Genomic DNA, 17,181 nt, shown 5'->3' with positions numbered 1-17,181 from the left:
TGGAATGCTCGTCAAAAATGCGAAAAAATTATCCAATCGGGACAATTTTTATCGTGCAGGCACAGCTAATCGACAAAGAGGGAGGGGCTCCATTTCTCTATACACACTACAACTGGCCCTACACCGTGGTTTCACGGCCAGAGGCAGAAGTCAAAATAAAAAATAAATCGTTAGGCTGAAGTCAACGCTCATCAGCCACGGGGGCCGAAGTGGTGATGCGAAATGGGACAAACCAGACTTTCATTGGTCACACCACGGTATGTAAGGGCATCCTGTAGCCCCCGGTATGTTTAGATGCGTCCCGATACATATGCTGAACCACCGCGGTCATGTCTGGCGGCAGTCTTTGCCAAGCCTCTTTGCAGAGATCTGAAGGTATTTGAAAAAGCGCCTCGGCAACTGCACCCGTTATAGAGGCCAAGGTATCGCTATCGCCTCCGAGGGAGATCGCATTACGTATCGCGTCCTCAAAATCAACGGCTTCAATTGCGCAGATGATGGCTTCTGGCACCGTCTTCATACAGGACTCGTAGAAGCGATAGTCTGGGCGAATTGACCCGACTGTTCGGTCCATGTCGTATCCATACTCTGACGCTACATGGTTTCGAATTTCTGCTGGTGTGGCGGCATTGAACGCCAGCCAAATTGCATCTGCTGTTGCCAACGCGCCTTTAAGACCTTCAGGATGGTTGTGCGTGATTTCTGTCACCTTAGTCGCCAACTCCCTCGTGTATTCCAACGATGGCGAAAGAAAGGCAGCAGGGCTCACTCGCATGGCCGAGCCATTGCCAAAGCTCGCATAGGGTTCCTGCCACGAAAGATCAAACCACTTGGTAAATCGATCCCCGTACCCCATGCCTGGGTAATTCCTGCACCAGGACACCATTGTTTCCGTTGGGTCTCGGTGATTCAGAATGGTGTCTGCTACAGCCACCGTACAGACGGTGTCATCCGTAATTCGGCTTTCGGCTCGAAACAACTCAAAGTCCTTGGTCTTTATGTTGTCGAACTCGTAGATTGAGCCAACGATATCGCCAATGATTGCGCCCAGCATCTGATACCTTTCAGCCGCCTTCGAGACCCTACGTACGAACTACTAAGGTGTTCGCCCACTTGTCTCCCAATCTCTGTCTGCGGACGTTGAAAATCATGATGGCATCAATGAGCGCCAGAATGGGAATCATTGTGGTGATGTTCCTTAGGAAGGATTCTGTGAGAGTGCAAGAGGCACCACTTTTAGAATTGATGACCCTCATGCCCAACAGCTTTTTCCCGATCGACTGCCCCTTAGGCATTCCATCACTTAGTGACACATAGCTTAGATATGTAACGATCAATACAGCACCTTCAAAGCCGGAATCACCGACAAGGCTCGACAAAAGCACCGCTGCAAAAACAGCAAATATTTGATCTAGAGCCTGTGCTCCATACCTACGCGCTGGGGAAGCAAGTTGTCCAAGCGTGACTCCAACAGGAAAATCTTCAGGATGCGGATCGGCTGTAGCCTCATCGCTGTATGCCCTCAAATCATCAGCACCGACGCCCCGCTTTTTTAGCTCTTCGTCAAGTATCTGAAGAGCTTCCTCTGTAAGTCCTCCCTGAGTCCTTCGCTCCAGCAACTGATCAGTGTGCATATTCGAGAAGTTCTCTCTCAACATTTCAGCATAAGACTGCATGTTCATTTCTCCGCTCTCTTGACTGCGCTGAGACTCACCACCAAACGATCCGACTTGATTTTGAAATCATTTAATGAAACTCGCACAGACCTTATGGCGTCATCCTTCTGATATGTCACTTGTAGATCATCTCCGCGCTCTCTGTGTCCCATTACCTCATCAGCATCCGTGATGAGAGTAGTCAATTTCGAGCCGTCAGACTTGACCAAGCTCAGCGTTACCTTCTTTGATTTCGAATCTTCGTCGTTATCGACTTTCCTCTGGGTCTCTAAGTAAATGACTCTGGTTGCGTCGTTTTCGCTATGCAATGGAAGGATCCGGCTGAGTATCTGATTTTGATCTGGGAATAGCCATTGCGCTTTTTCTTGATCAGGTGAAACAAAGAGCAGATTTCGGGTTTCGTTGTCGCGCCCCTCGTACCCTCGTTTTGCCCCGTTTGCATTAACAAGCAAGATTAGATTGCCAGCTCCGCCATCAAAATGCGCTAGATGAACACGAAGAGCGTCCTCGGCTTCGACAGATGCACCAGCAGGTGGAATGATTTGCTTGCCTTGTGAATGTCCTTGGCTTGAAATGAAGGACCATCCAACCAAGCAAATCAGCAAGACCAGACCACCAGCTGGTATAAGAGTGTTGAAGCGGTGAATATAGAGGAAGAATTTTTCAGAATTCATGTTGATAATTTCCTTTTCCCGAAAAGCGAAACCAAAGAGGGAATCGCCTGTAAGGTCTAAAACGAATGTCTTTTGGCCCACCGTTACTCTATTCACTACAAGGCTCATGGAGTGAGCTTGGGTGGTTTTAGGATGGAACAAATCAATGCGGCTGGCATGCTCCTCGCCAAGATTTTTCCTGGGCGCTCTGACGACATAAATGGTTAACGCTGGAACTCCTCACATCGAACCGCTGTGTAAGCTTGCCGAGTGATAGGAATTTCGTTCTGGCCGGGATCGTTGATATCGAAGCGAGAAAACAGTATCTGACCGTTTTCAAATACATGCTTCAAGTAGACCCATTCACCGTCTGCGGACCATTTGCAAAATTCTTCGCTGGGAAAGTCGTACATATTTTCATGATCAATGACCGGGAATGTTCGCATTTGGTCTTTTGAGATATTTTTCAATTGATCACTCCAGCTTTGTCCTTACCCTTGCTATTAGATGATGAGCGTCGCCATGCCCAAGGCGGGGTTGGCTGGTCTTCAGACCATAGTCCAGCATGAGCAGCCCTTGCTGCCTGTTCAGCATGAGCATAGCTATGACGGTCTTCAGATGATTGCTCATTGGCATACTGTTTGTAATGCCAGGCCATCCCACGAGTAATCTGCTCAAGGCATACGTCGGCCCCATTACCTCTAAGAACCTTGCCCACTATGCGGCCATATCGATCTCGCTTGTCCCAATGGACTTCAACCTGACCTTCGAAAACAAGATCTGACAACGATTGCTTCGCTCGCTGTCCAAAGGGTTGCGCTTTTTCTGGGGCGTCAATGCCCATTAGACGAATAACGAACAATTTCTTGGAGTCATCAAGAACTTTGATCGTGTCTCCGTCACTCACTGAGACAACTCGACCCACAATTGTTTCGGCGTGCAGTAGAGATGCACATAGGCAAACAAGGGCGATAACTAACTTGAATGATTTCATCACAGCTAACTCATCCTAGGGAACGATACGAGATCAATAGTCAAAGGATGTGATTGACAGTCAATCAGTTCTCGTCTGCAAACTCACCAATCATTTTTATGAAAGCCGTTGCCTCGCGGAATGATTGCTCTTCATACGAATCAGGCTGATAACCTTGGGTCTTCCAGACGATGTACTGCTCCCAAGGCATCAACCCAAGGACCATTGCCATGGGTAGAAACAAACCAGCTTGGTGTAGCTGGTCCATTCCATAAAATTGAGTGAGCTGATAGCTATTTAACTTGCTCATGCCATCAGACAGGATTTCCGTCGCCTCATCGACATCCATCTCGATTGCTTCATCATCTTCCAGCCCCCAAATTGGACGCTCAAGCAATGCCCCTTGTGCATGCATAGCGAGATCGAGAAATGGGGAGCCCTCGAAGTCCTCAGCAGAGTACTGGAACTGATTTTTGACAAGTTGCTCACAGTAATCGTCAGGAAGTTTCTCATCGATGATCAAGTCGCGCCAAACGCAAAAAATCCCAAAGGCACTGATCTGTTGTGGATCTAGCTCACCCAAAACTGCTCGCTCAAATGCAACGGCCTCAATGAAGTCTCTGCAATTTGAAGCGACGGGATAACCAGCTGGCGTCGTTGTGTCAACAAGGTAAAAAAGACCATCTTTCAACACAATCTGTGCCTGACATTCCTCTAGTGCATGGATATCCTCTTCGATTGCCTCTACAAATTTAGCTGGCCATCCACTTTCTGTTTCAAGTAGTTTTATGTCGTAGCTGTTCTTGCCACGGGAGTAAATGCCCACCTTATCGCTGCTGGGTGTGACAACTCTGTCATCTGCTGAAAAGTGGTCACGAGTAAGTGTGTTGAATTCTCTCAACTGCTTGACTGCGACAGCCATCGAGTACCTAGGTACATGGGATTGACCAATGTCCCAATTGAAATGCCCATTTTCTGGATCAGACGATTCACCTGGCACTGACTTGACAAAGTGCCAGACTTTTTCCCGGCGTTCCGCAAACAGACGTCGATCACCATCTTCGCTGATGAGTTGCACATCAAAGTCGTTTTGGATCATCTGCCACATAGAAACACTTCACTTTCAAAAAATATCGAATCAAGACTTGATCTCAATTTTGGTTGGCACAACCCCCCAGGCTTGCATCACCATCACCATAGCAAGCGTGTCGAGCTCACAATATCTCAACAGCGCTGATCTGATTGATTGCCGTTGAAAATCTGGCATGTCTTCAAACTGCAAGCGAGCATATGCTGACATTGCGGCACCTCCCTCACGCAACTCCTCAGACAGACTTTCTTCCAAGGCCTCAATTTCAGCTACTGGAATGTCAGTAAAGACAGGGGGGAGGAGCTTGTATGGATCAACGACAACTTCATTCTTTTCTTGCCACCAAGCCATCGGACTATCAAAGTTCAAGCTTGCCCCCGGGCCATACCATGCTGCGCTGTATGAGTCTCGCAAAAATTTTGAACTACTCATCACTGCCGGGAGCACTTTCTTGAGGGAGTTGCTCCCCTTGGTCGAGGGGTGAAAGTAAAACTTCTCAGCCAACCTGCACAAATCGACCATGTTGCGCGGCCCCACTACGTCCGAACCATCTGCCTTCCTAGTTGTGATGCTCTCAATGAATGCAACCAGTTCATCTACGTCACTCGGGGGTTGCTCGGCGCGTTTTAATTGCAGCCGAATGTGGTTCAGTACGGTGTTCTCGTGCGCGGCCCAACGGAAGATTGTTCCCTCGTCTTGCGTAAGCGCGTCTCTGAGAGCTCTCACAAATTCATAATTAGGATTGATCCCCGGCTCGATACTAATCCACTGTGTTTTATGTTGGATTCGCCCATCTGATTTGATTACGTGATGGGAGAACTGGAAGGCCGTGGTCTCATAAGGATGCATCCCCTTCACGAAGGGGATTGCAACCGCACATGTCTCAAAATCGATGCAGTGCAATGGATAGGTCCAGCGTGAGCTCTCACGTGATAGGCCGCCCACGTCCAGGTAGTAGTCGCCACCACCCGGCCAATCTGGTTTGCAGGTATACCACTGCCTGTGTTTTGTCGTTAGGCCATCCAAGCCTGGTTCTTCATCATTGAAACCAATGTCGCTTGAATTGACAGTAGAAAGCTTGAGCACACCTTGGTCAATCAAGGCATCCTTTTTGAGGAATCTCCAAAGGTCCAGAACGGTCCCCGATTTGAAGTCTTCTTCATTCCAATCGAATGCTTGCGCCCAGCACTTATGGAAACCACTTTTCGGTTCGCCCGCACTGGGATAGCTGTCTACTTTGAACTGACACCCAGCGCATTTCCCTGTCGGGTTCGGGGGTAGCGGTGAGTCTGTTGCGTATGCTTCAGAGAATGCTTTCGCCGCCTCGACAAAGTTCACGAAATTGTGTGGCTTTACTAAAAGATCGCCAGCAATAATTTCATCCACTTGGCTGTCTACGTTTACGCACACCAACAATGGATCACCAAAGAGTGGCTGCGTTAAAGCAGGATCGGTCAAGACCTTTAGCCTACCTTCAACTTTTCGAACTTTGAACCGCTGATTGATGCCATCGACGCTGCTAACGGCATCCTTGTTAGCAAGCATGAGAAATGCATTGATCTTGTGCCCTGGCAGCGCCTGCTGCGCAACATAGCGTTGGAACGCCACATCCTGCAGGTATGGCAGAAAGTCAGACTTGATGCCGCCACGCGCTCCACGAAAGTCTCCATCATCCGACTGGCGGTAAGACTTCGCCTTAACCTCAATCAGCTCGATGCTATTTCCTGATTTCTTGAGGACATCGACACGGATGAAGAAATTTTCAAAAGCAAGGGCAGCTTCAAAGATGACGATTTGATCTCGTTTGAGAAGTTCTCGAGTCTTCTCCAGTGCAATTTGATGCCCCAACTCGTCGATGGTCACACCACCCGGGTACATGAGCTTTGCAAGCTCCCCTACTTGATAGCCGCCCTCGGCCAATGCTGCAAGGAAGCTGTCGTCCCGAGACTTGTCCAAGTACTCTCTCTTGCCCGTATAGAACAACTTGCGCGGACATTCGATAGCAATCTTAAAGCGAGACTTGGTGAGATAGCGGGAAGATGCCATTTTCGTCACAAACTCCAAATTACACGTTCGTTGAAGATACTGCACGCATAACATCGCGTGTTGTAAAGGTCATACGCACGATACTTTCTCGATGGCAAAGTGACTCCCCCTTGAATCAAGTGATACTCCTCAATCCTTCGTATGTAACGTTCAATCCGTGTCCTCTATAGATTGCAGGCATTTCATCCGAATCAATGTTGTCCATGCTAAACATTTCTGTCATATCGGCAACTCCGACAGCCGCGAAATTCCCCTTGGCTGAAGCTTTGCTAAGTTGAGCCTTAATTTCTTCGATATTTTCAGGCAATCCCCCATCCTCATCTGGGAACCGGTAGGCTTGAACAATGACCCATTCTGGCCCTTGATCACCAACGAACCAAATCGATGGCAAGACCGCTGGATTTCCATTCCAAGACATCAGTTCTCGACCAGCCTTCTTCAGATCATCTCGTACCACTTGCACAGCGAAATCCTGTAGCTCCCATTCAGTCATCTCAATTTTTTCGTCAGATACAAATGAAATGGGATCTATTGCTCTGCGGGTCTCAGCATCTATGAGCCCCCAACCTGGTGCTGTGGTCTGCCATCGGCCACCTTGCTTCTTCATTGGCATCAGACAGGCATGACCGTTGCAGCCTTCAGCAATCGCCACAAGTCCATCTGGGCTTCCAGGCACATCAAGTCGACCATCTTCATCCTCGATCTGGATGAAAAACAATTGATTCCCTAATCTGAACGAAAGATGCTCCAAAAATGGCGGCGCAAGAGTTGCTTTAAGCCAACTCATGAGCTCACCACCTGCCATACGTTGTATGTGCGAACCAGCTGCATTCCAGCACTGAGAAAATTCCTCGGTGAACTCGGCCATATGAATGTTGTGCATTTAGGTTTATCCCCTCAGAAGCGGTCTTCTTCGTCTTTGTTAAATACAGCACCCAAGCCGGTCGCCGAACTGCCCATTCTTGTACTGCCGTCTGAGCTGAAGCTGCCCATATGTGTAAAGACTGAACCATCACTACCCACCGTTGTGTTTCCCATGCGGTTGTAGACGGTCCCATCGGAGGAGATGGACGTCGTATCAGACACCTTCTGAATTGACTCGCCCGAGTCGGAATACGCCCACTTCCCGAGAATTTGCCAGAAAGACATATTTGCTCCTTGCTTCAGATGATTTTCAACATTAGAACCATGTGCAGGCTCATCCCGTGAGCTCACCAAGCCCTAACCTACATCCACTCCCCAAACCCAAACTCGGTATTGGATGCAGTTGCCAAAGGAGTCTTTGCGCCCCATACATGGGGCGTTTTTTTTGCTGATTTCAAATAACTCTTTTATGATGCCAACGTCCAATCAATCACCGCAAGTAAGTAATGACTAACTTTGCCATTCAACTCAAGTCAGAAATCAGCCGGATTGCCAAGAAGGAAATCCGCTCGGAAACTAAACAGCTCAAGAAAGCCTCTGCGGGCTATCGTTCCGAAATCGCATCACTGAAGCGACGGTTGAGTGAGCTAGAGAAGGCGCTGAGTAAGGCGAAAAGTGCGGCTTCCAAATCGCCTAAATCGCAGGACGCTGAGGCCAAAGAAAGTCTGCGTTTTAGAGCTTCAGGGTTCGCAACACTGAGGAAAAAGCTGGGGCTGTCGGCTGAGCAGATGGGTAAGCTCATCGGAGTATCAGCTCAGTCGGTTTATCACTGGGAAGCGGGAAAATCAAAACCCCGCGCCAGTCAGTTGCCTGCAATCGCGCAAGTTCGAAAGATTGGAAAGCGCGGTGCAGTTGCGCGACTTGCTGAACTGACGTCTTAATGCCCATGGCTTTGCCGCAAGTTTGCACAGAATCAACTAGATCCCTGCGCGTTGGTTCAAGCCACTAATTTGGCCAGTCCTGCAACACAGCAAGCTTTGATTTCATTTGAAATCCGAGCAAACTCCAAATTTGGTTCCCAGCTCTTAGAGTTCAGGTACAGATCTCGATTTACCTCGACCATCACAGCCATGACCCTGGGATCACTCCGATACCTGCTTGCAGGGACCAATGCTCCCGCAAATGGCTCATTCACTGCCACTCTCCAGCCATTGCGACCGAAGACTTCCACGAAACTCTGCTCGAGCGTCTTGGGGGTATGAAACGGATCTGAACCGATGCAGATATCAGGCCGAGCAAGCGCCGGATCCGCTTTCTCATAAGGCAGCGCAGTACCTGGGAAGCTGTGCCCATCAATCACCAAACAACGGCCATAACGTTCTAAAGTATCGGCGACTTCAGCCTCCAATCGCTGATGATGCGGGTGGTACCAGGTCTGCATGAGCACTTCCCGCGCCTGCGGCGATAGTCTTCGCCTGAGTGGCTTAAGGTGCGATGTGATCTCATAAACAGCACCCATCCCCCGCGCCGCCATAGGCTCTTGCGCATCTTCAGCGAAACGCTCCACATCAACCACAAGTCGACTGACTGGTGAGCGAACAACTTTCGCGGCTCCAAGCGGCTCGGCAAAAATTGCATGCGTGAAGTGATCGGTCATCAACCACAGTTCGTTCTCAAGTTCAGCATCCGAGAGTAAAAATTGAGACCGCACTTCATCAGGGATCAAGCTCGAATCATGCGGAATATGCAAGATCACCCAAGGAGGGTACATATGGCTCATGCAGTTAATTCCCGTCTACCATTACCTCGGCGACAGCACCCCGAAGTCGTGGGTCTACGTTATCGAGATAGTTAGGATCCAAATCCGCATCATCTCGAACTTCTTCGCGCCAGTCACCGGTAATCAATTCGCCTAGCGCTTCAAAAACAGCGTCTGGCAGATCCTCCGTTGGTGGTCGGCCCTCCTGCCATTCCAGCCAGTTGTATTCAGGTCCCAACCCATAGGTAAACACCTCGCGCTCCACCAAAGTAGAAACAGCCACGACGATTGATTCAGACCGAACTATCACAGATTTTTCATAACGACCATTGAACCGCGATGGCACAGCCCAAGTTAACCAGTCAACTCGAACAATCTCGTCAGCTGAGAACGAGCAAAGTGGTTCAAGAAACTCCGGATAAAGAGATCTGACCGCATCACCCGACACCCAGCGCACATCGAGAATAGTGTGATCGAGAAGAACCTCTTCAGTCTGGTCGTAACCACATTGCGCCGCTGCATCTCTAGCAGCTTCAAAAATCTGCTCTGATACTGGAGCAGACCGATAAACCAGTTCATCCATAACTGCCATCAGGACTCCTTGTTGAAACCTGGAATCTCAACCAAGTGTGAAAGAGCAGACATGTAGGCTCCGCAAACGGGGCACACAAGCTCCGTAATCTCATCATCCACCTCACCTATATCCACTTGACCACCATTTCCAGACCAGGCGCACTGACGGCATTTGAAATTCAGACTCTTCCAGGTAAGCAAGTTGAGGTAGGGCCATCTGGGGTTTCCGTATTGATCGTATAGATGCGCGAACTCGGGATCTGGAGCCTTCTGGAGAGCTTCGATAGATTGTTTGAGATTCTCCACAATCACTCCTTCAATTTCTTCAAATCAGGTTCATATTCACCCACCTGTTTCAGGATACTCTTGTCAAGTTTTACCTTACGTCCAGAAGACATGGAGCCTTCACTTTCCAACACTACCTTGGCATATCCGTCTTGATCCGGGGGGTACATGTAGGCGTCCCCGAGATTGGTTTCAACCCTGTAGACGTCGTGATAGATCCTGATCCACACTCCGCGCCGCATAACACCAACAACCTTCAAGATGCGTAACGTAGGAATTGTGGGCCATGTGCCCGCCGCACATCCAGCCAGGCATTTGACGCAATATGTAGCCCCTACGTCGAGTGCGATTTCCCTCAAGCGCTCGGCATACGGACCCAGAGGCTTTTGAGACTCATCCACGTCGTCATCGTCTAAGGAATCTCTGCTAAGTTGACTTGACTCAATTTCAGAGTCGCGTTCTATTGCCCACTGGACCAACTGACGCGTGCTCATCAGCTCCTTACTATCCGGAAGATCATCCATTCCAGAGAAGTCAGTGCTCTCGGTGATGAGATGCCAGCGACCGTTGCCTCGGTAGCGGAGATAGTGGTCCCACGATTCATTGCGCCCTGGCGCGTCTGTGAGCTCCCCGTGAAAGAAATGATGTTTGTCTGTGAGAGTCTTGCGACCCACAGCGGAAGCCGCGATCCCAACCTCTGACAGCGCAATTTCTGTAGCCTCAGCATTTCGCACAAAGGGGAGGCGATAGATTCTCCCTTTACTCGACACCAGGTTGTCGGCCCAATCCCATCCGATCGCATCCGATGCGTCTTCGACGGACAGGAAATAGCCCGTGGTGTCGAACTCGGGAGCCCAATAGAAGTACACCCCACCCAATCCACGTATATCGATGTGATAGCCACCGTAAGAGCCATGCGCGGTGTATCGCTTGTAGATACGACCGTCGTTGTGCAGCAAGTCGATCAAAAACGTATCGACATCAGCATTGGGCAACTGAAGTTCCTCACCCCTCGCCAGTGACGTCAAGATCGTCGGTGTGTCGCTTTTGAACGTCCGAGCAATTTCATCGCGGACGTGAGCATCGTCGATCAAGTAACGCCGTATCTCTTCAAATGTGAGGAGCTTTTTCATACGATCACTCCTTGCGCTTCTTGAATCGCACTGGAATGGCTGCCGCTGCCGCAGCTTTGTTCGCTGCACTGACATCACATGTCAACTCTGCTGCGTAGTAAGTGCTTCCTGGATGCTCGCCTTCGACAATGTTCACACCAAGAGCATCAAGCGCATCGCCATCCATGTTCTGGAAGAACTCCAGTGCAGCACCTTGCGCAGTTCCATTCCTGGGCAAATGGTCGTCTTCCCAATTCCAGTTAGGAGGGCTTGAAAACCATTTCTCGATCTCAGGAACAATGCGTTCCTCAAACTCGCCAGCGGTCAGCGCTAAAAGCCAATCTGCGACACCATTATCTGGCTCCTCAGGCATTGCCTTGAGCCTAGCCTTTAAGGCAGCTGTCCTCTTTTTAAACACCCCAGAAGTTTCGCTGATCTCATCCAGCGCAGACTGAATTTCGTCTCGAACTTCGGTGTAGATGGAGTGAACAGCCCAAGCTAGCGGCTCGCAGTCGTCCATCGCGTCAGCAAGATACGCAGGGGATTCAGACCACGAGTCGTACACAGACTCATAAAACTCCGATCGAATCTTGGGTTCCCAAAAGTCGGCCATGGCAAGAGTCCCTGAGCTATCTACTTCAAACTCTGTGCAACCCGCTCCAACACTTTTTATAGACATTTTCTACTCCTCGTTTAAAGCGTAGGTCTGGGCCTTTGGCGCTTTCAAACGCACATCCTTGCTCTGACCATTTTCAAGCTTTGGCGTCAATATTTCTTTCTGTACCGATTGAGGCAGCGGCTGTCCAGCATCAAGCGAAAGGTCGCAAAGCCTGATCCGAAGTGTCGGATGAAGCGTTCCCAACCAAGTTGGCAACTCACCAAATCGCTCCGAATAGGAGGATTTCTTCGCAAGCCACGCCATGCCGGTAGCCAACGGAAACGCGTAGCTGATCTGCTGCCCATCTTCGGCGGTCACGACTTCCTTGAACTGACCGCCCGAAATTTTGTCTTTAGGTGCTGATAGAAGAAGTTTCCGAATTTTCTCGATCAGAGTCATAGATTGACGCACGCAAGTTGTTCCATCAGGCGGACTTCAGCGGCGAGCAGGGCCGCCATTGGAGCGCGTCGTCGCTCAAAGATTTCAGCCAGCGACCTGTAGTACCAGAGGGTTCCTTCGCGTCCAGTAGTAAATCGATTAAATACATCAGGACCTATCTTCAACAGATCGCTAACGATTGCGCGCGCGTTGTGCAACTTATCAGATCCAGAGACGAGCAAAACATCGTCCGACGCATTTGCAAGATGCTCCAAATAAGCGCGTTTTCTCTCACCCCAAGCCCCTTTCTGTCCAGAGGCATCTGGCATCCCATCAGTGCATCCATCAACGATAGCCAATACTCGTTCGCCAAAGCGTTCCTTAATGACCGCCTCGTACTGCGGTCCACCATCTTCGAGAACGTCGTGGAGCAGCGCCGCAATGGCTTGGTCTTCGTCTGCGCCAAATTCCAGGGCGATTGATGCGACTCCCATCGGATGTGACACGTAAGGAATGGTCGTCCCTTTGCGCACCTGATTTTCGTGGGCTTGGACCGCAAGGGCAAGGGCTTCAGAAATTCTTTCCGTCAACATGAGACATCCTCCTTTTGATTTCTTCCCGGGTAGACGCCTGTGCGACTGGCTGAGTAAGGTGAGGGGGCTCCGCATAGATCAAGTCGCTTGATCTTGCTACCCTCAACTTTCGCTAGTACGACAGCCGCTAATTTTTCTTTGTCGCCCTGAGCCATAACAACGCACGGCCCGGGCAACTCTCGATCAAGGACTCCCATCTCAGCCCACACAGTTGCCCCTGACCTCCTGATAGCCTCAAGTTTCGAAGTGATGTAGGCAAGGTAGTCGGCTTTGGATGTGATCTCGGGTAGCACCCATTGCGATGCGTAGTGAAAATCCTCGGCCAACATGGGCTCCAAATTCGACGCATCGAGCGTGTTCATCATCTGGGCATAGGCCCAAAGTGCTTCCTCCTTGCTCAGATCCTTCGCAGCCAAGCTCGATCCGTCTTGATTTTGGACTGGTGCAGCGGTTGCCATTTTTTCCCCAGATTAAGCAGAGATAGCTTCATCCAATGAACCAGCGTTCTGCAGGAACTTTCCGATGACTGTTTGAATTTCGACCAAGCGAGTGCGTTCGATGCAAGTTCGCGACTTGATCCGCTTCTCCGCCGGATTCTTGGCATTCAGCAATTGCGTCTTAATGACCAGCTCAACCAGCCAGGGTTGAGCCTCAATTGCCTTAATGTTGAGCGTCTCGATGTACGAATCAGAAGCTGACAGGACACACTCGATTTCCGTTGGCTGAAGTGTTTCTTGGACGATGGACATTACTTTCTCCTATTTAGCCGCTTTGACGATGTGTCGGGGGCGGCAATCTGGATCAAATCCCCCCGAGCTGCATGACTGATGAGGCAGCCCAACTCATATTGGTTTATCGCAAAAGAATCAGCTGAGGAGTCCCATCCGATCCATTCCAGACAATCGCGTTTTGCTCAAGACGATTGCCTAAGGTCTTCGCTGCTTCCAGCGTCAGACCAAATACCAAAAAACTTGGCTCACCCGGCCATTGATTAGAAGAATGTTGGCCAATGCCAGCCACGAACTCTAGGCTGCGTGTTGCAAGCTCTTTTGCCAGCGTTTTTTGTCTTTTCGCATTGGCTTCATCAGTTAACTCTTGGCTGAAAGGATTGCAAGCCGTAATGAATGCGCTGCACTCAACCCGATGCCGCTTGTGCGCCACAAGCAAGTCGCTACTGACTTTGCCAATTCGGAGCGTGAAAGGTATTCCCTCCAGCACACGGAACTCAGTCTCCGTGTAGGCCTGGATGAGGTCGGGATGAATATCAGACGCAGAAAACAAAAAACCCTCCGTTCTTGGAGGGTCGACGCTGTTGCCCGGTTGGTTGCTTCTAAAGAAGCCACATCCGCTTTCGCGATCCACCTTGCCCGGGTAGGCAGGTTGGCGTGGGCGTCGACCCATCTCTGAATGTTGCCACTATTGTAGCAACGTATTTTTACTTTGCAAAGCCCCTAAGGCCACACATTGTGTGACCACCAGTTTTGAGACGGTATACACATCCTCATCCAACGTTTAGCCCCACATCAACAGCAAGCGCTGATTCAAAAAGCTGCCGCATATCGTCATTCACCACGCAAATTCTGACAAGCTCAATGTCATGCTCCCCCTTGGCGACCTCCTGCAAGCATCTAGCTGTTATCCGTGCAGCCAAGACCGCCGGAAACTTGAACATGCCTGTTCCGATGGCTGGCATTGCCAAGGTTTTGATCTTGTTATCTCTTGCTACATTCAGCATAGAAAAGATGGCAAACGCCATGTACCGCTCCGGCTCAGTGTTGTTGATGTAGTGAGCAGAGCGAACATGAATCACCCATTTGTTGGGCAAGTCAAAGCCTGGAGTGATTAGCGCTGCCCCGAGCTCTAAGGGGGCAAATGGCTGGCAGTACTCTTCTAGCTTTTTACCTGCCGCCATGTGAATGGCACCAGCAACACCGGACCCTAGGCGAAGGTTCGCATTTGCTGAATTTACGATGGCCTCTACGTCCGTCTGCTTGACGATATTGCCAATGACAACTTCAATCTTCATTGGTTTTCACTCCAGGAAATATTGCTGGCGCAGATCTCTCTGCAAGACTTTGGTGAATTGATCCCATTCCAAATCATCTTCTCTTCCACAAACAGATCGACCTCTGTTCGCTTCAAATGTTCGTGTCACTTGGATAGTTTTGCCCGTGACTTGATAGCTGACGAGATAACTCAGCGTTTTAGATTTGAATCTGACATCAGCCGGAGCACGAGTAATACGGGACTCCTCTGGAAGATTCAATTCAATAATTTCTTTGTGAGAGGAGGATCCGCAGATGTGAGGGAACTTGCCTTTGTCTTGAGCTTTAACGCTAGCAAGCGTTTGGAATCGTCCCTGCGCCAGCCCGACCGGCATAGACAAAGCGACAACACCGGGAAGGTTTGCTACGGGGTCTAATTCGTAATCTGAATTCACTACCCAGTCAGCATTCAAATCTAACGGGTCAGGATGCTGTATTCGTCCTGATCCAGATTCGTTGAATCTGGCCAACATATTTCCAACCACCTCGTCCTGAGGCTTGTTCAGATTTCTGTAAATCCTAGCTCTAGACAGGAGTTGAAAATAGCCGAACTGCTCAACCCGAGAAGTGCCCGTGACTCGGCCATCTGGATGAAGTTTCATCTTTGTCAGCGTGATGGTCTTATCTTTCTCCACATCATCAAGTGGTGTTGTGAGCACTTGGCCTGTTGCTGTGATCAGCCCAGGTTTGCCAACATCACCTTCTGGCAGCAGGCCAATTGGCGTGAACCGGGAGGTTGAATCCAAGAACAAGTCGAGCGACGGAACATACGTGATGACATGATCGAATACTGCAGCACTCGGGACCTCTGGCAGTTTGTAGGATTTGTCTGAATTGATCAGAACCTGCGAGCTCTCGATGCCAACCGCTCGCAGAAGCGCTTCAAGCAAAGTTGCATGGTCCTTGCAATCACCGTACCGCGCACGAAGAATACTTTGCGCCGAATGTGGAACATAGCCACCGGATCCTGCAAATACTCCGAGGTAGCGAATATTCCTGGAAACCCATTCATAGAGTCGTTTAACCTTCTCTCGCTCAGTACTTGCGTCCCCAACTATTTTGCGAGCATGAGCTACTATTTCGGGGGTAGTCGACGCCTTGGGACGAGCGCGATCTTGATATGCCTTCGCCACATCAGCGTAGCTCTTGAAGCTACTGGCAGAGAATTGAGGAGCGTAATCAACGTAGCTCACCATGTTCGGTTCTGTAGGGTTCGCAGTTGGCTGGGCATACCGAAAAACATAGCGTGTCACGCTGCTTTTGGTACTCGCAGGATCCTCTACACGACCACCAGTCATTCCACGACCACTGACTTTTATGTCTATCGATGCTGCGTGCGAAAACCTAACCTCGACGTCCCCATATTTCCTATGCGGAGAGAAGTACTCTGACCATGTGAAGTTGTTAGGAAAATTTGGCGTGTGCTCGAATGACTCGACAAGGTAGTAGGTTTTGCTTCCAACTCTGACGTTGGGGAAAATCATGACCTTCACCTTGGACTCGCTGTAAACGCCATTCGAGGCATCTTCCTGGTCATCTTGCGTCCGAATACGATCAAGCGTCACCACATCTTTACTTCCATCTGGATGAAGCGTGTAGGCCTTGATCACTCGGACACGTTCATGTGCGCTGTTGTAGGTGATCTTCTGCTCTCCGAGCAAGGCGATGCCTTGTTCCGTCTCAACCTTGTTCACGACCTCCATCCGCTGACGCACTGTCCAGTCCTTGTTCACATGGATCTCTATGAGAGATTTTTCAGTCGAAACTGGGGCCACAAATTCAGCCATCGCATGCGCAGCGAATGTGCAAGCCGCTATAAACATCAAAATCTTCCGCATTTCAATTCCATTGAGTCAAAAACTCACCAACAATTTTTCGACTACGAACTATGGCGTAGCCATGAATCACGTTGCGTGAAATTTCATATTGAGGCCCGTTGTAGTCCTCTCCTGTACTTGGCTGGTAGCCCGTGGTTTTGAAACTCCACATGACATCTCCAGGCTTCATCTGTTGACGCAATTCTTTCCACCCATGGTTGAGATGCCCAAAGGGCAAGTCGGGAACCCTTTTTTTCGGATCAACAACTTTTGCGACTGCTTCGACTTCGTGTGGATTAACGATCTCAATCAAGTCCTTTTTCTCACTTGTGAATTTCGGCTCATCATCTTTGATGTAAGACGAGTCAGGCTTCCCCCTGAGCTCATTGACTAGAACCGCGAATGCGACTGGCCAAACAACAAGCACCAATGAACCCGTGGCAATGCTCTTGAAAAACTCCCGCCGTTTCTCCTGAGGTGTTTTGTCCTCTTCAAGTGCTGCCAATGCGCTTCTCACGAATTCGCTACGCTTGTCCTTATAGAACAGCTTGACCAGCACTCGGCCAACAAGCACCAGGACAACACCAATGATGAAGTAGCAACCCAACCAAAACAACAGCTCAGAGTTCATTTCTTGGCTCCCCGAAGTTCAGCGATGA

General features: G+C 49.8%; 21 protein-coding genes and 1 riboswitch. Of the genes, 1 reads left to right on the top strand and 20 read right to left on the bottom strand.

Features of this window, described 5'->3' with window-relative positions; genetic code table 11:
- Positions 1-247: 247 nt before the first annotated feature.
- From ACZ5SR_RS03285 to ACZ5SR_RS03250, 8 genes are all read right to left on the bottom strand, one after another.
- Positions 248-1,054 carry an ADP-ribosylglycohydrolase family protein gene (locus ACZ5SR_RS03285; RefSeq protein ID WP_464450151.1) on the bottom strand — a complete coding sequence of 269 codons (807 nt, stop codon included), beginning with the start codon at positions 1,052-1,054 and terminating at the stop codon, positions 248-250.
- Between the two features lie 28 nt (positions 1,055-1,082).
- The gene (locus tag ACZ5SR_RS03280; RefSeq protein ID WP_464450150.1) at positions 1,083-1,676 is read right to left on the bottom strand and encodes an RDD family protein; all 594 of its coding nucleotides are present in this window, start codon (positions 1,674-1,676) and stop codon (positions 1,083-1,085) included.
- 2 nt (positions 1,677-1,678) lie between these two features.
- Positions 1,679-2,458, bottom strand: a complete 780-nt coding sequence (locus ACZ5SR_RS03275) for a hypothetical protein (protein ID WP_464450149.1) — start codon at positions 2,456-2,458, stop codon at positions 1,679-1,681.
- Between the two features lie 337 nt (positions 2,459-2,795).
- Entirely contained in the window at positions 2,796-3,323 is a 528-nt protein-coding gene (locus tag ACZ5SR_RS03270) for a thermonuclease family protein (protein ID WP_464450148.1), read from the bottom strand.
- Positions 3,324-3,387: 64 nt separating this feature from the next.
- A complete protein-coding gene (locus ACZ5SR_RS03265) occupies positions 3,388-4,410 on the bottom strand; it encodes a hypothetical protein (protein ID WP_464450147.1) in 1,023 nt (340 codons plus the stop codon).
- Between the two features lie 30 nt (positions 4,411-4,440).
- Complete coding sequence (locus ACZ5SR_RS03260; RefSeq protein WP_464450146.1) at positions 4,441-6,438, bottom strand: DUF2779 domain-containing protein; 1,998 nt, start codon at positions 6,436-6,438, stop codon at positions 4,441-4,443.
- A 115-nt stretch (positions 6,439-6,553) separates the two neighbouring features.
- Entirely contained in the window at positions 6,554-7,321 is a 768-nt protein-coding gene (locus ACZ5SR_RS03255; protein ID WP_464450145.1) for a hypothetical protein, read from the bottom strand.
- 14 nt (positions 7,322-7,335) lie between these two features.
- Complete coding sequence (locus tag ACZ5SR_RS03250; RefSeq protein ID WP_464450144.1) at positions 7,336-7,587, bottom strand: hypothetical protein; 252 nt, start codon at positions 7,585-7,587, stop codon at positions 7,336-7,338.
- A gap of 221 nt (positions 7,588-7,808) precedes the next feature.
- Between ACZ5SR_RS03250 and ACZ5SR_RS03245 the strand changes: the two genes are divergently transcribed.
- Positions 7,809-8,243, top strand: a complete 435-nt coding sequence (locus ACZ5SR_RS03245; protein ID WP_464450143.1) for a helix-turn-helix domain-containing protein — start codon at positions 7,809-7,811, stop codon at positions 8,241-8,243.
- Positions 8,244-8,299: 56 nt separating this feature from the next.
- On the opposite strand, the gene ACZ5SR_RS03240 is transcribed toward ACZ5SR_RS03245, so the two are convergent.
- The 12 genes from ACZ5SR_RS03240 to ACZ5SR_RS03185 form a co-directional block, all read right to left on the bottom strand.
- Complete coding sequence (locus tag ACZ5SR_RS03240; RefSeq protein WP_464450142.1) at positions 8,300-9,082, bottom strand: N-formylglutamate amidohydrolase; 783 nt, start codon at positions 9,080-9,082, stop codon at positions 8,300-8,302.
- A 4-nt stretch (positions 9,083-9,086) separates the two neighbouring features.
- Positions 9,087-9,653 (bottom strand): hypothetical protein, encoded by a 567-nt coding sequence (locus ACZ5SR_RS03235; RefSeq protein ID WP_464450141.1) that lies wholly within the window; start codon positions 9,651-9,653, stop codon positions 9,087-9,089.
- A gap of 289 nt (positions 9,654-9,942) precedes the next feature.
- On the bottom strand, positions 9,943-11,052 hold the full coding sequence (locus tag ACZ5SR_RS03230) for a hypothetical protein (protein WP_464450140.1): 1,110 nt from the start codon (positions 11,050-11,052) through the stop codon (positions 9,943-9,945).
- Between the two features lie 4 nt (positions 11,053-11,056).
- Positions 11,057-11,644: a hypothetical protein gene (locus ACZ5SR_RS03225; protein WP_464450139.1), complete on the bottom strand. Its 588-nt coding sequence runs from the start codon at positions 11,642-11,644 to the stop codon at positions 11,057-11,059.
- 69 nt (positions 11,645-11,713) lie between these two features.
- The gene (locus ACZ5SR_RS03220; protein ID WP_464450138.1) at positions 11,714-12,088 is read right to left on the bottom strand and encodes a hypothetical protein; all 375 of its coding nucleotides are present in this window, start codon (positions 12,086-12,088) and stop codon (positions 11,714-11,716) included.
- Positions 12,085-12,660, bottom strand: a complete 576-nt coding sequence (locus ACZ5SR_RS03215) for an HD domain-containing protein (protein ID WP_464450137.1) — start codon at positions 12,658-12,660, stop codon at positions 12,085-12,087. The genes ACZ5SR_RS03220 and ACZ5SR_RS03215 overlap by 4 nt, the downstream gene beginning before the upstream one ends.
- Entirely contained in the window at positions 12,654-13,118 is a 465-nt protein-coding gene (locus tag ACZ5SR_RS03210; RefSeq protein WP_464451142.1) for a hypothetical protein, read from the bottom strand. Before ACZ5SR_RS03210 ends, ACZ5SR_RS03215 begins: the two co-directional genes overlap by 7 nt.
- Before the next feature lie 12 nt (positions 13,119-13,130).
- Positions 13,131-13,409, bottom strand: a complete 279-nt coding sequence (locus tag ACZ5SR_RS03205; protein WP_464450136.1) for a hypothetical protein — start codon at positions 13,407-13,409, stop codon at positions 13,131-13,133.
- 103 nt (positions 13,410-13,512) lie between these two features.
- The gene (locus ACZ5SR_RS03200; protein ID WP_464450135.1) at positions 13,513-13,941 is read right to left on the bottom strand and encodes a DUF3293 domain-containing protein; all 429 of its coding nucleotides are present in this window, start codon (positions 13,939-13,941) and stop codon (positions 13,513-13,515) included.
- Positions 13,942-13,970: 29 nt separating this feature from the next.
- Positions 13,971-14,076: riboswitch (SAM-I-IV-variant riboswitch) on the bottom strand.
- Between the two features lie 85 nt (positions 14,077-14,161).
- Positions 14,162-14,686, bottom strand: a complete 525-nt coding sequence (locus ACZ5SR_RS03195) for a macro domain-containing protein (protein WP_464450134.1) — start codon at positions 14,684-14,686, stop codon at positions 14,162-14,164.
- A gap of 6 nt (positions 14,687-14,692) precedes the next feature.
- Positions 14,693-16,543, bottom strand: coding sequence for a DUF3857 domain-containing transglutaminase family protein (locus tag ACZ5SR_RS03190; protein ID WP_464450133.1), 1,851 nt, complete (start codon positions 16,541-16,543; stop codon positions 14,693-14,695).
- A 1-nt stretch (position 16,544) separates the two neighbouring features.
- Positions 16,545-17,153, bottom strand: a complete 609-nt coding sequence (locus ACZ5SR_RS03185; RefSeq protein WP_464450132.1) for a hypothetical protein — start codon at positions 17,151-17,153, stop codon at positions 16,545-16,547.
- Positions 17,154-17,181: the final 28 nt, after the last annotated feature.

The organism is Limnohabitans sp. TEGF002, assembly GCF_055395845.1.
Note: the sequence above shows the minus strand (reverse complement) of the source record. Positions and strands in the feature narration are given on the sequence as shown.

Bases quoted from the DNA above. Each gene is read 5' to 3' on its own strand.
- ACZ5SR_RS03235 (WP_464450141.1), bottom strand. From the start codon at position 9,653: ATGGCAGTTATGGATGAACTGGTTTATCGGTCTGCTCCAGTATCAGAG.
- ACZ5SR_RS03225 (WP_464450139.1), bottom strand. From the start codon at position 11,644: ATGGCCGACTTTTGGGAACCCAAGATTCGATCGGAGTTTTATGAGTCT.
- ACZ5SR_RS03205 (WP_464450136.1), bottom strand. From the start codon at position 13,409: ATGTCCATCGTCCAAGAAACACTTCAGCCAACGGAAATCGAGTGTGTC.
- ACZ5SR_RS03185 (WP_464450132.1), bottom strand. From the start codon at position 17,153: ATGAACTCTGAGCTGTTGTTTTGGTTGGGTTGCTACTTCATCATTGGT.
- ACZ5SR_RS03195 (WP_464450134.1), bottom strand. From the start codon at position 14,686: ATGAAGATTGAAGTTGTCATTGGCAATATCGTCAAGCAGACGGACGTA.
- ACZ5SR_RS03220 (WP_464450138.1), bottom strand. From the start codon at position 12,088: ATGACTCTGATCGAGAAAATTCGGAAACTTCTTCTATCAGCACCTAAA.
- ACZ5SR_RS03250 (WP_464450144.1), bottom strand. From the start codon at position 7,587: ATGTCTTTCTGGCAAATTCTCGGGAAGTGGGCGTATTCCGACTCGGGC.
- ACZ5SR_RS03265 (WP_464450147.1), bottom strand. From the start codon at position 4,410: ATGTGGCAGATGATCCAAAACGACTTTGATGTGCAACTCATCAGCGAA.
- ACZ5SR_RS03270 (WP_464450148.1), bottom strand. From the start codon at position 3,323: ATGAAATCATTCAAGTTAGTTATCGCCCTTGTTTGCCTATGTGCATCT.
- ACZ5SR_RS03255 (WP_464450145.1), bottom strand. From the start codon at position 7,321: ATGCACAACATTCATATGGCCGAGTTCACCGAGGAATTTTCTCAGTGC.
- ACZ5SR_RS03240 (WP_464450142.1), bottom strand. From the start codon at position 9,082: ATGAGCCATATGTACCCTCCTTGGGTGATCTTGCATATTCCGCATGAT.
- ACZ5SR_RS03260 (WP_464450146.1), bottom strand. From the start codon at position 6,438: ATGGCATCTTCCCGCTATCTCACCAAGTCTCGCTTTAAGATTGCTATC.
- ACZ5SR_RS03245 (WP_464450143.1), top strand. From the start codon at position 7,809: ATGACTAACTTTGCCATTCAACTCAAGTCAGAAATCAGCCGGATTGCC.
- ACZ5SR_RS03275 (WP_464450149.1), bottom strand. From the start codon at position 2,458: ATGAGCCTTGTAGTGAATAGAGTAACGGTGGGCCAAAAGACATTCGTT.
- ACZ5SR_RS03215 (WP_464450137.1), bottom strand. From the start codon at position 12,660: ATGTTGACGGAAAGAATTTCTGAAGCCCTTGCCCTTGCGGTCCAAGCC.
- ACZ5SR_RS03280 (WP_464450150.1), bottom strand. From the start codon at position 1,676: ATGCAGTCTTATGCTGAAATGTTGAGAGAGAACTTCTCGAATATGCAC.
- ACZ5SR_RS03190 (WP_464450133.1), bottom strand. From the start codon at position 16,543: ATGCGGAAGATTTTGATGTTTATAGCGGCTTGCACATTCGCTGCGCAT.
- ACZ5SR_RS03285 (WP_464450151.1), bottom strand. From the start codon at position 1,054: ATGCTGGGCGCAATCATTGGCGATATCGTTGGCTCAATCTACGAGTTC.
- ACZ5SR_RS03210 (WP_464451142.1), bottom strand. From the start codon at position 13,118: ATGGCAACCGCTGCACCAGTCCAAAATCAAGACGGATCGAGCTTGGCT.
- ACZ5SR_RS03230 (WP_464450140.1), bottom strand. From the start codon at position 11,052: ATGAAAAAGCTCCTCACATTTGAAGAGATACGGCGTTACTTGATCGAC.